Below are 13,042 nucleotides of genomic sequence, written 5' to 3' on the forward strand. Positions count from 1 at the left end.
GGTAATTCAGATACGAGACCGTGCCGTATCGAAAGTATTTTTACCCAGTCCTTACGTGATGGACGTCCCTCTGGCTCTCTCTGGCACGAAGTGCCACCATGGAGGTGATCCGGGGACGCCGTGAGGGCGCCTCGAGATGACTGAAGGAGCCGTTGCAATGACGCAGCTTTCGGCTGCCCAGACTGTCCAGAACAGGCCCTCCGACGGCAGCAAGGCGCTGTACGGGGGGAAGGGCACACGCCGTATCACCGTTCGCGACATCGCCCTCGCCAAGGAACGCGGCGAGAAGTGGCCCATGCTCACCGCCTACGACGCGATGACCGCGTCCGTCTTCGACGAGGCCGGCATCCCGGTGCTCCTCGTCGGCGACTCGGCGGGCAACTGCCACCTCGGGTACGAGACGACCGTGCCGGTCACCCTCGACGAGATGACCATGCTGTCGGCGGCCGTGGTACGCGGCACCCAGCGCGCCCTGATCGTCGGCGACCTCCCCTTCGGCTCCTACCAGGAGGGCCCGGTGCAGGCGCTGCGCTCGGCGACCCGGCTGGTCAAGGAGGCCGGCGTCGGGGCGGTCAAGCTGGAGGGCGGCGAGCGCTCGCACGAACAGATCCGCCTCCTGGTGGAGTCCGGCATCCCGGTCATGGCCCACATCGGCCTCACCCCGCAGTCCGTCAACGCCATGGGCTACCGCGTGCAGGGGCGCGGCGAGGAGGCGGCCCAGCAGCTGTTGCGGGACGCGAAGTCCGTGCAGGACGCGGGCGCGTTCGCGGTGGTCCTTGAGCTGGTGCCGGCGGAGTTGGCGGCCGAGGTGACGCGGGTGCTGCACATCCCGACCGTCGGTATCGGCGCCGGGCCGGAGACGGACGCGCAGGTGCTGGTCTGGACGGACATGCTGGGCCTGACCCCTGGCCGGGTCCCGAAGTTCGTCAAGAAGTACGCGGCCCTGCGCGAGGTCATGGGCGACGCGGTCAAGGAGTTCGCCCAGGACGTGGTCGGCGGGACGTTCCCGTCGGAGGAGAACTCCGTCCACTAGAGCCATCGCGGTACAGAGGCAGCCCGCCGATCTTCCCCCGTCGGCGGGCTGCTGCTTTGTGGCCCCGGCCGTTTCTGGGGGCCGCGCTCCCAAGACCTCCTGTCGGCCTCCGGCCTCGTCCTCAGACGCCGGACCGGGCTGGAAATGGCTGATGTCGGCCGCTTGTCGGGCCTGTAGGTGAGCTGTCGGTCGTTTGTCGGTGGGGCCTGGCACCGTTCTCGGCATGACGCGATTCGACAAGAACTCCAGTGACGGCGGTATCGCCGTGACCGTACGGGGGATGGTCAAGCACTACGGCGAGACCAAGGCGCTGGACGGCGTCGACCTGGACGTGCGCGAGGGCACCGTGATGGGTGTGCTCGGGCCGAACGGGGCCGGTAAGACCACCCTCGTACGGATTCTGTCCACTCTCCTGCAGCCGACCGCCGGGCAGGCGACCGTCGCCGGATACGACGTGCTGCGGCAGCCGCGGCAGCTGCGCCGGGTGATAGGACTCACCGGGCAGTACGCCTCGGTCGACGAGAAGCTGCCCGGTTGGGAGAACCTCTACATGATCGGGCGGCTGCTCGACCTGCCCCGCAAGCAGGCCCGCACGCGGGCCGACGAACTGCTGGAGCGGTTCTCGCTGACGGACGCCGCCAAGCGGCCCGCCAGCACCTACTCCGGCGGTATGCGGCGACGGCTCGACCTCGCCGCCTCCATGATCGGGCGGCCCGAGGTGCTGTTCCTCGACGAGCCGACCACCGGACTCGACCCCCGTACCCGCAACGAGGTGTGGGACGAGGTCAAGACGATGGTCGGCGAGGGCGTGACCGTTCTGCTGACCACGCAGTACATGGAGGAGGCCGAGCAGCTCGCCTCCGAGCTGACGGTCGTCGACCACGGCAAGGTCATCGCGGGCGGTGCCATCGACGAGCTGAAGGCCAAGGTCGGCGGACGGACGCTGCGGGTGAAGCCCGCCGATCCGCTGCACCTGCGCCCCCTCGCCGAAGCACTCGACGAGCTCGGCATCACCGGGCTCGCCACCACCACCGTCGACAGCGAGGGCGGCAGCGTGCTCGTCCCGGTCCTCAGCGACGAGCAGCTGACCGCCGTGGTCAGCGTGGTCATGGCGCGCGGCATCACCATCAGCTCCATCACCACCGAACTGCCCAGCCTGGACGAGGTGTTCCTGTCCCTCACCGGCCACCGCGCCAGTGCCCCGCAGGACGCCGTGCCCACCGAGACCCGCGAGGAGGTCGCCGTATGAGCGCCGCAACCGCCACCGCCGCCACCGCCACCGCTCCGGCCGCCGCCGACGCCCGTATCCCGCTGCGCGGCCACCTGCGCCACACCAGCGCCCTGATCCGCCGCAACCTGCTGTGGATCAAGCAGGACCCCGAGTCGATGTTCGACGCGCTGCTGATGCCGGTCATCTTCACCCTGCTGTTCGTGTACGTCTTCGGCGGCTCGATCGGGCAGGCCCTGGGCGGCGGTCAGGACGGGTACGTGCAGTACGTCATCCCGGGCATGATCGCGATGATGAGCATGTCGCTGTCCCAGGGCGTCGGCACCGGGTTCAGCCAGGACTTCAACTCCGGTGTCATGGACCGCTTCCGGTCGCTGCCGATCGGCCGCGGCTCGGTGCTGTTCGCGAAGATCGCGGTCGAGCTGGCGCGGATGCTGTTCGCGACCACCGTGCTGATGATCGTCGCCGTCCTGGTCGGGTTCCACATCAACCACTGGGGCGGTCTGTTCGCGGCCGTGGGCCTGTCCGCGGTGTTCGCCTCCTCGATCATGTGGGTGTTCCTCACCCTGGGCGTGACCCTGAAGAACGCGCAGTCCGTGCAGGCGATGGGCTTCCTGGTCCTCTTCCCCCTGCAGTTCGGCTCGTCGATCTTCGCGCCGACGAACTCGATGCCGGGCTGGCTGCAGGCCTTCACCGACTACAACCCGCTGTCCACGCTCGCGGACGCGGCCCGCGGACTGATGGTCGGCGGCCCGGTCGCGCACGACCTGTGGGTGACCCTGGGCTGGTCGGTGGCGATCACCGCGGTGGCGGCGCCCTACGCGATCCACAAGTTCCGTACCAAGAGCTGACGTTCACGCCTGTGCGCACGTCACACCAGGGCGGTGGCCTCCTCGGGAGAGAGGCCGCCGCCCTCGGCGTGCGCGGTCTCGTACGCCTGGTCGCCGAGGACGGCCCGCACCTGCCGCTCCGCGCGCTCGTACACCGCGCGTTCCAGGGAGGTCGGGACATGGCCCGACGGCAGGGCTGCCCGGGCCGCCCCGATGCAGCGGGCGGCATCAAGGGCCCGGCTGCCGCCGTCCGACCCGGCCAGGCCGATCGCGGAGAGGGCCAGGTACATGGGCCACATGTGCGGGGCGATGGCCTCGGACACCGGATCGCCGGCCCGCCGCATGGCCTGCCGGGCCTTGTCCAGGGAAGCCTCAAGATTGCCGTCGACCGCCTCCACCCAGGCCTCCGAGCCGAGTATGAACGCGTCGAAGACGACGAAGTGTGAGCTGCTGAACTCCACACGCAGCAGCCGCAGTTGCTCGCGCGCCTCGGTGAGCCGGTCGGTCATGGCGAGCCGGCCCGCGAGGAACATCCGGGCGGCGGGCATGGCCTCGTTGCCCGGGCCGAACGGCATCTCGATCACCTCGCGCAGGATCCGCTCGCCCTCCTCGGCCTCGCCCGCCTCAATGAGCGCGGCCCCGAGCCGGGCACCCAGCACCGCCATCTGGGCGTTGGCACCGAGCCGTTCGGCATGCTCGATCGCCGACTCGTAGTCGTCGGCGGCGCGCCGGTGCTCGCCGATGCGTTCACGGGCCTCGCCCCGCGCCGAGAGCGCTTCGGCCGTGCCCCACAGGTCGCCGATGCGCTGGAAGATCTCCAGTGACTCGTCGGCGTCGCGGGCCGCGTCGCCCGCCCAGTCGCTGCGGTTGGCCAGGACGTTGGCGCGCATCTGGAGCGTGGCCGCGAGCTCCCACTCCATGCCGGGGGTGGTGCGGCAGGTGTGGACCGAGGCGTCGAGGATGGCGGGCAGCCGCAACACGCCTCCGGTCAGCATCACCGCGTAGAACCAGACCATGCCCGGGGTGCGGCAGATCTGCGGGGCGCCGGGTTCGTACACCTCGGTGATCAGGCGCAGCCTCTCCTTCGCCTGCGGGGAGTCCCAGGCCTCCAACTCGGTGTCCATGCAGGCCAGATGGGCGAGATGGACACCGCGCCGGGCCTCGGCGAGGAGTTCGCCGGTCAGCGGGGGCGGGACGTCGGTGCAGCGCTGCCAGACCGGGGCGGCCCGCCGGACGGGCGCGGCGAAGGGGTCGGGGCCGAGGGCCATGACCTCGACACACCAGTTGCGCGCCTCGATCCGCACGTCGCGCATCTGCCAGTACCAGGCCAGCGACAGGACGAGACAGAGGCCTTCCTGTTCGTCACGCTCGCTGACGGCGTGGCGCAGGGCGGTGCGGAGGTTCTCGTACTCGCGCTCCAGCAGTCCGATGGCGGCGAGTTGGCCGGGGCCGCGGAGCAACGGGTCGGTGGTGCGGGCGAGTTCGCGGTAGTACGTCAGGTGGGCGCGCTCGGACTCGGCCCGCTGCCCGGCCTCGTCGAGCCGCTCGCCGGCGTACTCGCCGACGGTTTCGAGCAGCCGGTAGCGCATGTCCCCACTGCCCGAAGGGGCAGCCACGACCAGGGACTTGTCGACGAGCGAACCGAGGGCTTCCAGCGCTGCGGACCCGCACACGGCCTCGGCGGCGGCGAGTTCGCAGCCGCCGGCGAACACCGACAGACGGCGCAGCACGTCCCGTTCGGCCTCGTCGAGCAGCTCCCAGGACCAGTCGACGACGGCGCGCAGGGTCTGCTGGCGGGGCAGGACCGTACGGCTGCCGGAGGTGAGCAGCCGGAAGCGGTCGTCGAGCCGGTCGGCGATCTGGCGGGGCGTCAGCATACGGAGCCGGGCGGCGGCGAGCTCGATGGCCAGGGGCAGTCCGTCGAGCCGCAGGCAGATCTCGGCGCACGCCTCGGGATCCTCGTCGATGCGGAACCCGGGCCTGGCGGCGGCGCCCCGGTCGGCGAGCAGCCGCAGGGCCACCGGTTCCGGCAGTGGTTCCACGGGCCGCAGCACCTCCCCCGGTACGCCTAGGGGTTCACGGCTCGTGGCGAGCACCGTCAGCTCCGGGCAGCGCTCCAAGAGCTCCTCGACGAGCCGGGCGGCCGCGTCGACGACGTGCTCGCAGTTGTCGAGGACGATCAGCATGCGACGCCTGCCGCAGTGCTCGGCGAGCCGCTCCAGCGGATCGTCGTTGCGGTCGCTGCCGGCCGCCCGCATGGCTTCCGCTCCGGCGCCGTACAGCACGGTCTCGCGGGCTCCCACCGCGGTGAGCACGGCCTCCGGTACGGCGTCCGGGTCGTCCAGGGGCGCGAGTTCGGCCAGCCACACCCCGTCCCGGGCCGCGTCCCGCACGCTCTCGGCGGCCTCCTGCGACAACCGTGTCTTCCCGGCCCCGCCCGGCCCGAGCAGCGTGACGAGCCGGGCCGACGCGAGATCACCCCGAATGGCATCGATGTCGGCCTCCCGGCCGACGAAGGAGGTCAGGCGGGCGCGGAGGTTACCGCGCGGCGGGGCACCGGGGCCGGCGGCGGGCGGGGCGACGGCCGGCCCACCGGCTGCGGCCCCGGGGCTGCCTCCTGCCAGCAACTCCCCGTGCAGAGCGGCCAGTTCGGGACCGGGATCGGAGCCCAGCCGGTCCGCCAGCAGCCGCCGTACGTCGTCGTAGGCGTCCAGCGCCTCCGCCGTACGGCCCGCGTCGCGCAGGGCGCGCAGGCGCAGCACCTGGAGGGGTTCGTCGAGGGGGTGGGTGTCGCAGAGGGCGGTCAGTTCGGGCAGGGACTGCTCGGCGTGGCCCAGGGCGAGGGCAGCGGTGTGGCGGGCGCGCAGGGCGTCCAGGCGGCGGGCGTCCCAGCGGGCCGCCTCGGCGGTGCGGTCGGGGAGGTCGGTGAGGGCCGGGCCGCGCCACAGGCCGAGGGCGTCGTCGAGGACGACGGCCGCCTTGGCGGGGTCGCCGTCGGCCAGCGCGCGCGTGCCCTCGCCGGTCAGCCGCTCGAAACGGTGCAGGTCGACGTCGTCGGGCCGGGCCGTGAGCCGGTAACCGCCCTCGGCGGAGGCCACGGCGTCCGCGCCGAGCGCCCGGCGCAGACGGCCGACCAGCGCCTGCAGCGCGCCCGGTGCGTCGGCGGGCGGATCGGCGCCCCACACCTCGTCGACCAGGACGCCGGCGGGGACCGTGCGACCGGCCCGTAGCGCGAGCACGGTCAGCAGAGCACGCAGCCGTGCCCCGCCGACCTGGACGGGGGTGCCGTCGGGGCGGAGAGCCTGAGCGGTGCCGAGGATGCGATAGCGCACGGGATCCATTGTCTCCGGAGAGGTCGGGGCCGGTCACGGGGTTCGGGCCGACGGTGCGTCGGCTTCGGAGGTCTTCGGAGGTCTTGGGAGGTCTGGGAGGTCTTCGGCCGTACGGAAACGGGTTCGGAACCAGGTACGGGCGGGCGGTTCAAGGTCCCGCATGTCCTTACCCTTCCACGGAACCCCCGGCCCACCGCGAGACGTTTTCCCGGTACGCCCGGTACCGTCGGGCAGTCCCACCGCGCGCACGCACCGTCCAGGGAGCCCCATGACCACCGCCACCACCAGCCGCAGCGACCGGCGGATCAGCCCCGTCTTCATCGGGATCCTGGCCGTCACGGCGGTGACCGGCTGGGCCACCTGGACCGGGTTCTCCGAGCAGCCGGGCCTGGCCGTGTTCCTGTTCGTGACGGCGGCGTGGATCGTCTCCCTGTGTCTGCACGAGTACGCACACGCGCGTACCGCCCTGCACAGCGGCGACATCACGATCGGCTCGAAGGGCTACCTGAGCCTCAATCCTCTCGCCTACACGCACGCCCTGCTCAGCATCGTCCTCCCCGTCCTCTTCGTGATCATGGGCGGCATCGGTCTGCCCGGTGGCGCCGTCTTCATCGAGCGCAACCGCATCAAGGGGCGCTGGCGGCACAGTCTCATCTCGGCGGCCGGCCCGCTGACGAACGTCCTGTTCGCGGCCGTGTGCACCGCTCCGTTCTGGCTGCACGCGCTGGACGGCGTGCCGCGGGACTTCCGGTTCGCGCTGGCCTTCCTCGCCCTGCTCCAGGTCACGGCCGCCATCCTGAACTTCCTGCCGGTGCCCGGCCTGGACGGCTACGGCGTGATCGAGCCCTGGCTGTCGCGCAACATCAAGCGGCAGGTGGAGCCCTTCGCGCCGTTCGGCCTGCTGTTCGTGTTCGCCCTGCTGTGGATCCCGGCCGTCAACAGCGTGTTCTTCGACGTGATCGACTCGATCCTGCGAAGCCTCGGGATCGGCGACTTCGACACGTACTGCGGTCAGGAGCTCTACCGCTTCTGGCAGGGGACGAACGAGTTCTGCTCGGTCAGCCCGTGACCGACCTACGGGTCTTGCCCCGCTTCATGTAGTACCAGCACATGTTGCTGGACAGCCCCGCCAGCAGCACCCACACGATCCCCAGCCAGCTGCCCTGCGCGAAGGCGACCACGGCCGCGGCCACGGCGAGCACACAGACGATCAGGGCATACAGTCCAAGGCGGGGCATTTCGATCGGCTCCTGTCGGCGGACTCGAGTTCGGGCCTTCGGGGGGACACTGCTACGACGACCAGTGTCCCCCATCCCCCTCCGTCTCCCTACACGTCCGTGACACGCAGCCCGGCGTGGGCCTTGTACCGCCGGTTCACCGAGATCAGGTTGGCGACGAGCGACTCGACCTGGTGGGCGTTGCGCAGCCGGCCGGCGAAGATGCCGCGCATGCCGGGGATGCGTCCGGCGAGGGCCTGCACGATCTCGACGTCGTCCCGCACCTCCCCCAGCACCATCACGTCGGTGTCGATCTCGACGATCTCGGGGTCCTGCAGCAGCACCGCCGACAGGTGGTGGAAGGCCGCCGTCACCCGCGAGTCCGGCAGCAGGGCGGCGGCCTGCTCGGCCGCACTGCCCTCCTCCGGCTTGATCGCGTACGCGCCCTTCTTGTCGAAGCCGAGCGGGTTGACGCAGTCCACGACGAGCTTGCCGGCCAGCTCCTCCCGCAGTGACTCCAGGGTCTTGCCGTGACCGTCCCACGGCACGGCGACGATCACGATGTCGCTGCGGCGCGCGCACTCGGCGTTGTCCGCGCCCTCGACGCCGTGCCCGAGCTCGTCGGCGGCGGCCTGGGCGCGCTCGGCGGCACGCGAGCCGATGATCACCTTCTGGCCGGCCCTGGCCAGCCGGTAGGCCAGGCCCTTGCCCTGGGGTCCGGTCCCGCCGAGGACGCCGACGACGAGCCCGGAGACGTCGGGGAGGTCCCAGGGGTCCTTGGCGGGGGCCTTCGCGGGGACCTGTGCAGCACTGTCGGTAGAGGTCATGGGCCGACTTTACGTCCGCCCCGGACGCCCCCGGCGGTCAGGTGAGCCGCGTCACGGGCACCCGCCGGAAGACGATCCGCTCGTACGCGCCGAAGTCCCCGGTCTCGTAGAGGAGTCCGACGGTCGAGGAGTCGATCCGCACCAGGTCGGAGTAGGCGGCGGGCAGACCGTCGACCGTGTGCACGGGCCGCCAGGTCGTGCCGTTGTCCGCCGACGCACGGATGGTCATCAGCGCGCGGGCAAAGGCGTCCGCGGGGCCGGAGAACAGCAGGACGTCGGGGTCGCGGAGCTGGAGCAGGCTGCCCTCGCACACCGGACCGTCGAGACCGGCCTGCGGGCGGAAGGGGGTGTGCAGGGTCCTGCCGCCGTCCTGGGAGTGGGCGTCGGCGCGGTTGCCCGGCGAGGGAGAGTCGTTGCGGGTGTTGAAGTAGACGCGGCCGTCGGGGAGTTCGGCAGCGGTGGTCTCGTTGACGTTGATGTAGCCGTCGGTGTTCTCGTCGACGTAGCCGAGGGACCAGGTCTCGCCGCGGTCGTCACTGATCAGGCAGTGGCCGCTGTTGTACCGGGGCTCGGTGCCGACGTCGGTGCCGCTGGGCGGCAGGGTGTGGTTGGCGGGGACGACGACCCGACCGGTGCTCAGCTGGAGCGCGTGGCCGGGCGTGGTGGCATACCAGCGCCAGCCCGCCTTCTTCACCTGCCGGGTGATCTCCCTGGGGCTCGACCAGGTAACCCCGTCGTCGTCACTGTGCTGCACCCACACCCGCCGCCCGTCGGCGTCCTTGACCTTGCCGCGCAGGATGGCGTCCTCGCTCGCGGAGGCCGCCGAGCGGACGTGGACGAGGAGGATGCGACCGGTGTCGAGGACGACGGGCGCGGGGTTGCCGGCGAGCTGGACACCGTTGCTCGCGACGGCCTTCAGCGGGCCCCAGGTGCGGCCGCCGTCCGTCGAGCGTTTCAGCACGATGTCGATGTGGCCGTAGTCGCTCGCCGACTTGACGCGTCCCTCGCAGAAGGCGAGGAGGGTGCCCTTCGCGGTGGCGACCACCGCCGGGATCCGGTAACTGGCGTATCGCTCGCGGCCCGCACGGAAGGGGACAGTTGCTTCGGTCATCCGCGCAACGTCCCCAGGTCGGGCGAATTCGGGGTGAACTTCGGGTCACGGGTGACCGGTTGGTGCAGGATGCGGACGCATGGACGCCGTACGGGTCGCGCTGCTGCGCGAAGTGCTCGCAGGAACCGAGTGGTTGGGCGCCACGCGGCGCTTCGCGGGGACCTTGCGCGGATCCGTGGTGTCGCACGGCGGCGGGCTGCTCCTGGTGGGTACGCAGGAGTACGAGCCGTGGCATCTGGCGGCCCACCTGGTGGACGAGGCCGCGTGGTCGGGGACGCCGGAGCTGGCCCCGACTCTCGTACGGCATGGTGCGTGCCCGTCCGATCCGGCGCATCTGGCCGTCGGGCTCGGCCGGTTGGCCGCGGCGCGCCGGGGCGAGACGCTGCTGGTCGTGTCGCCGGGAGGGCCGGGCGCCCCGCTTCTGGAGCGGGTGCACGACGCGCGGCGGGCCGGGGCGACGGTGCTGGCACTTGGCCCCGGTGGAGGTGAACTCGCCCCTATGGCACACGAGTCGCTGAGTGTGCCGGAGGGCTCGGAGCTGGACCTGGACACCGTGCAGCACCTGGTCAGTGCGGCGGCCGGGGAGAGCGCGCTGCCGGCGCCGAGGGGGAACCGGCGGCTGAGGGACCGCCTGTCCCGGCTGGCCGACCACCTGACGGACCCACCACCCGCGGGCTGGTGACCTTCCCGACGGCCTGGGGCTATCGCCCCCACGGCCCCTACCCGTCCCGTCCCGGGGGCTGCGCCCCCGGACGCCCGTTTTCGGCCTGACGGCCTCGTCCTCAAACGCCGGACGGGCTGAAATGAAGGGCCGGACGGACTGAAGGCACACACCGGACGAGTTGAAGACAGCTGAAGGAAAAGCGGTTGCCGACGGCGGTGGCCTCCGCCGACCATGACCCCTCGTGACCACCGACGACGCCTCCGCACCGCCGCCCTCGCGGCTGCGCGACCTCCTCCCCGACCTCGCTCCCTGGCGGAACTCGGTCGACTTCCGGCGGTTGTGGGTGTCGGGGACGATCTCGAACTTCGGGAGTTTTCTGACGTTCGTCGCGCTGCCGGTGCAGTTGAAGGAGCTCACCGGGTCGGCGGCGGCGGTCGGTGCGATCGGGGCCGTGGAGCTGCTGCCACTGCTGGTGTTCGGGCTGTACGGCGGTGCGCTCGCCGACGCCCTCGACAAGCGGAAGCTGATCGGGTGGACGGAGGCAGGTCAGGGGCTGCTCAGCGCGGCGCTGCTGACCAACGCCCTGCTCCCGCACCCCGCCGTCTGGCCGCTGTACGTCGTCGCCGCGCTGTCCTCCGCGCTCGTCTCGGTGCAGCGGCCGGCCCTCGACTCCCTCTGGCCGCGGATCGTGGCCCATGAGCACCTGCCGGCCGCGGCCTCGCTCAACTCCCTGCGCTGGACGGTCGGCGGGGTCGCGGGCCCGGCGCTCGCGGGTGTGGTCGTGGCGTACGCGGGCCTCGGCTGGGCGTACGGCGCGGACCTGCTGACCTTCGTCGTCTCCGTGGTCCTCGTCGTCCGCATCGCCGCCTCCCCCGCCGCCCACGAGGCGGCGAAGCCGTCCCTCACGGCGATCGCGGAGGGCGCCCGGTACGCCTGGAGCCGCAAGGAACTCCTCGGCACCTACGCCGTGGACCTCGCCGCGATGTTCCTGGCGATGCCCCTCGCCGTACTGCCCTTCCTCGCCGACGAGTTGGACGCGAACTGGTCGCTGGGCCGTGGGGGTCCCCCCACGCCCTTAAGGCAGTGGGGGAGTACGCGACGGTGTCGCTCGGATCGATGCTGGTGGGCCTGACCGGTGGCTGGACCTCGCGGGTGCACCGGCACGGGCGGATGGTGGTGCTGGCGGCCGCGCTGTGGGGCCTGGCGATCGCGGCCGCCGGCATCGTCGGCAACGTATGGCTGGTGCTGCTGTTCCTGACCGTGGCCGGCGGCTGCGACATGGTCAGCGGGATCTTCCGCGGGGCCATGTGGAACCAGACGATCCCGGACGAGCTGAGGGGCCGACTCGCCGGGATCGAGCTGCTGTCGTACTCGGTGGGCCCCACCGTCGGCCAGGTCCGCTCCGGCGGTTTCGCCGCGTGGTGGGGCGTGCGGACGTCGGTCTGGTCGGGCGGCCTGCTGTGCGCGGGCGCGGTGGGCCTGCTGGCTCTCTGCCTGCCGAAACTGATGACGTACGACGTCCGCACGAACGAGCACGCGCAACGACTGCGCGACCGACGGAAGACGCCCGCACCCGCCCAATCCTGATCAGGATCGGGATAGGGATCAGTCGTCGTCAGGGGTTGCGGCCGGGGCGTCGTGCCACTTCGGGTCGTTCTCCCATTCGAGATTGCGCTCGCGGGCCGTCGCCATCGCGGCCTCCGCCTCCTGGCGCGAGGCGTACGGCCCGAACCGGTCCTTGGCCGGACACTCCGGCCCCTCCTCGACCTTCTTGTGCTCCAGGCAGTAGTACCACTCGCCCGGTTTCCCGGCAGTGCGCTTCTTGAACAAGGCCATGACCGGCTCCTCTCGCCACCGACATGTTCCCCCATGCCCGCTGGTTAGACTCGCTGGCATGTCTGGCCAGTCGCTGCTCGTACCAGGGGAGCTGTCTCCCACCCGTTCCGTACCCGGAAACATCCGCCGTCCCGAGTACGTCGGCAAGCCCGCGCCGTCGCCGTACACCGGACCGGAGGTGCAGACGCCCGAGACGATCGAGGCGATGCGCACCGCCGGCCGGATCGCCGCGCAGGCGATGGCGGAGGCGGCCAAGCTCATCGCCCCCGGGGTCACCACCGACGAGCTGGACAAGGTGGCGCACGACTACATGTGCGACCACGGCGCCTACCCCTCGACACTCGGCTACCGCGGCTTCCCCAAATCCCTGTGCACCAGCGTCAACGAGGTGATCTGCCACGGCATCCCGGACTCGACCGTGCTCCGGGACGGCGACATCATCAACCTCGACGTGACGGCGTACATCGGCGGGGTGCACGGCGACAACAACGCGACGTATCCGGTCGGGAACGTGGACGACGAGAGCCGTCTCCTGGTCGAACGCACCAGGGAGTCCCTGAACCGCGCGATCAAGGCGGTCAAGCCGGGCCGCCAGATCAACATCATCGGCCGAGTGATCGAGTCGTACGCCAAGCGCTTCGGGTACGGAGTGGTCCGCGACTTCACGGGCCACGGGATCAGCTCCTCGTTCCACTCGGGCCTGATCATCCCGCACTACGACAGCCCGCACGCGACGACGGTCATGCAGCCCGGGATGACGTTCACCATCGAGCCGATGCTGACGCTGGGGACGCACGACTACGACATGTGGGACGACGGGTGGACGGTCGTCACGAAGGACCGCAGGCGCACGGCCCAGTTCGAGCACACGCTGGTGGTGACGGAGACGGGAGCGGAGATCCTCACGCTCCCCTAGCGCACGCCAGGGATCGCTCTCCGCAGCACACCCCCGAGGCCCGCCCCC

At 71.3% G+C, this 13,042-nt stretch carries 11 protein-coding genes and 1 pseudogene; 7 read left to right on the forward strand and 5 right to left on the reverse strand.

Annotated features, from left to right (window positions below):
* The first annotated feature begins 157 nt into the window (after positions 1-157).
* The 3 genes from panB (at position 158) to OG870_RS13300 (ending at position 3,112) form a co-directional block, all read left to right on the forward strand.
* A complete protein-coding gene (gene panB, locus OG870_RS13290) occupies positions 158-1,033 on the forward strand; it encodes a 3-methyl-2-oxobutanoate hydroxymethyltransferase (protein ID WP_266513175.1) in 876 nt (291 codons plus the stop codon).
* Between the two features lie 223 nt (positions 1,034-1,256).
* Entirely contained in the window at positions 1,257-2,282 is a 1,026-nt protein-coding gene (locus OG870_RS13295) for an ATP-binding cassette domain-containing protein (RefSeq protein ID WP_266513177.1), read from the forward strand.
* Positions 2,279-3,112: an ABC transporter permease gene (locus OG870_RS13300; RefSeq protein WP_266840724.1), complete on the forward strand. Its 834-nt coding sequence runs from the start codon at positions 2,279-2,281 to the stop codon at positions 3,110-3,112. Before OG870_RS13295 ends, OG870_RS13300 begins: the two co-directional genes overlap by 4 nt.
* Positions 3,113-3,132: 20 nt before the next feature.
* Here OG870_RS13300 and OG870_RS13305 read toward each other — a convergent pair whose 3' ends face one another.
* Positions 3,133-6,432 (reverse strand): BTAD domain-containing putative transcriptional regulator, encoded by a 3,300-nt coding sequence (locus tag OG870_RS13305; RefSeq protein ID WP_266840722.1) that lies wholly within the window; start codon positions 6,430-6,432, stop codon positions 3,133-3,135.
* A gap of 259 nt (positions 6,433-6,691) precedes the next feature.
* Here OG870_RS13305 and OG870_RS13310 point away from each other — a divergent pair, with 259 nt between their 5' ends.
* On the forward strand, positions 6,692-7,492 hold the full coding sequence (locus OG870_RS13310; RefSeq protein WP_266513184.1) for a site-2 protease family protein: 801 nt from the start codon (positions 6,692-6,694) through the stop codon (positions 7,490-7,492).
* Here the strand turns inward: OG870_RS13310 and OG870_RS13315 are convergent.
* From OG870_RS13315 to OG870_RS13325, 3 genes are read right to left on the reverse strand one after another with little or no spacing between them, the layout of a single operon-like run.
* On the reverse strand, positions 7,482-7,736 hold the full coding sequence (locus OG870_RS13315; protein ID WP_266513186.1) for a hypothetical protein: 255 nt from the start codon (positions 7,734-7,736) through the stop codon (positions 7,482-7,484). The two genes, OG870_RS13310 and OG870_RS13315, sit on opposite strands and share 11 nt — an antisense overlap.
* Positions 7,737-7,750: 14 nt before the next feature.
* Positions 7,751-8,467, reverse strand: coding sequence for an NADPH-dependent F420 reductase (gene npdG / locus OG870_RS13320; protein WP_266585174.1), 717 nt, complete (start codon positions 8,465-8,467; stop codon positions 7,751-7,753).
* 37 nt (positions 8,468-8,504) lie between these two features.
* Complete coding sequence (locus tag OG870_RS13325; protein ID WP_266840720.1) at positions 8,505-9,578, reverse strand: sialidase family protein; 1,074 nt, start codon at positions 9,576-9,578, stop codon at positions 8,505-8,507.
* Positions 9,579-9,657: 79 nt separating this feature from the next.
* Here OG870_RS13325 and OG870_RS13330 point away from each other — a divergent pair, with 79 nt between their 5' ends.
* Together OG870_RS13330 and OG870_RS13335 are read left to right on the forward strand one after the other, a co-directional pair.
* Positions 9,658-10,260 carry a hypothetical protein gene (locus OG870_RS13330; protein ID WP_266513194.1) on the forward strand — a complete coding sequence of 201 codons (603 nt, stop codon included), beginning with the start codon at positions 9,658-9,660 and terminating at the stop codon, positions 10,258-10,260.
* Between the two features lie 262 nt (positions 10,261-10,522).
* A pseudogene (locus OG870_RS13335) lies at positions 10,523-11,829 on the forward strand (MFS transporter).
* An 18-nt stretch (positions 11,830-11,847) separates the two neighbouring features.
* On the opposite strand, the gene OG870_RS13340 reads toward OG870_RS13335, so the two are convergent.
* Complete coding sequence (locus OG870_RS13340; protein WP_266585169.1) at positions 11,848-12,078, reverse strand: hypothetical protein; 231 nt, start codon at positions 12,076-12,078, stop codon at positions 11,848-11,850.
* 58 nt (positions 12,079-12,136) lie between these two features.
* Between OG870_RS13340 and map the strand changes: the two genes are divergently transcribed.
* Positions 12,137-12,994, forward strand: coding sequence for a type I methionyl aminopeptidase (gene map / locus OG870_RS13345; protein ID WP_266513199.1), 858 nt, complete (start codon positions 12,137-12,139; stop codon positions 12,992-12,994).
* Positions 12,995-13,042: the final 48 nt, after the last annotated feature.

Origin of the sequence: Streptomyces sp. NBC_00461, from assembly GCF_036013935.1 — a bacterium.
Classification (GTDB): Bacteria; Actinomycetota; Actinomycetes; order Streptomycetales; family Streptomycetaceae; genus Streptomyces.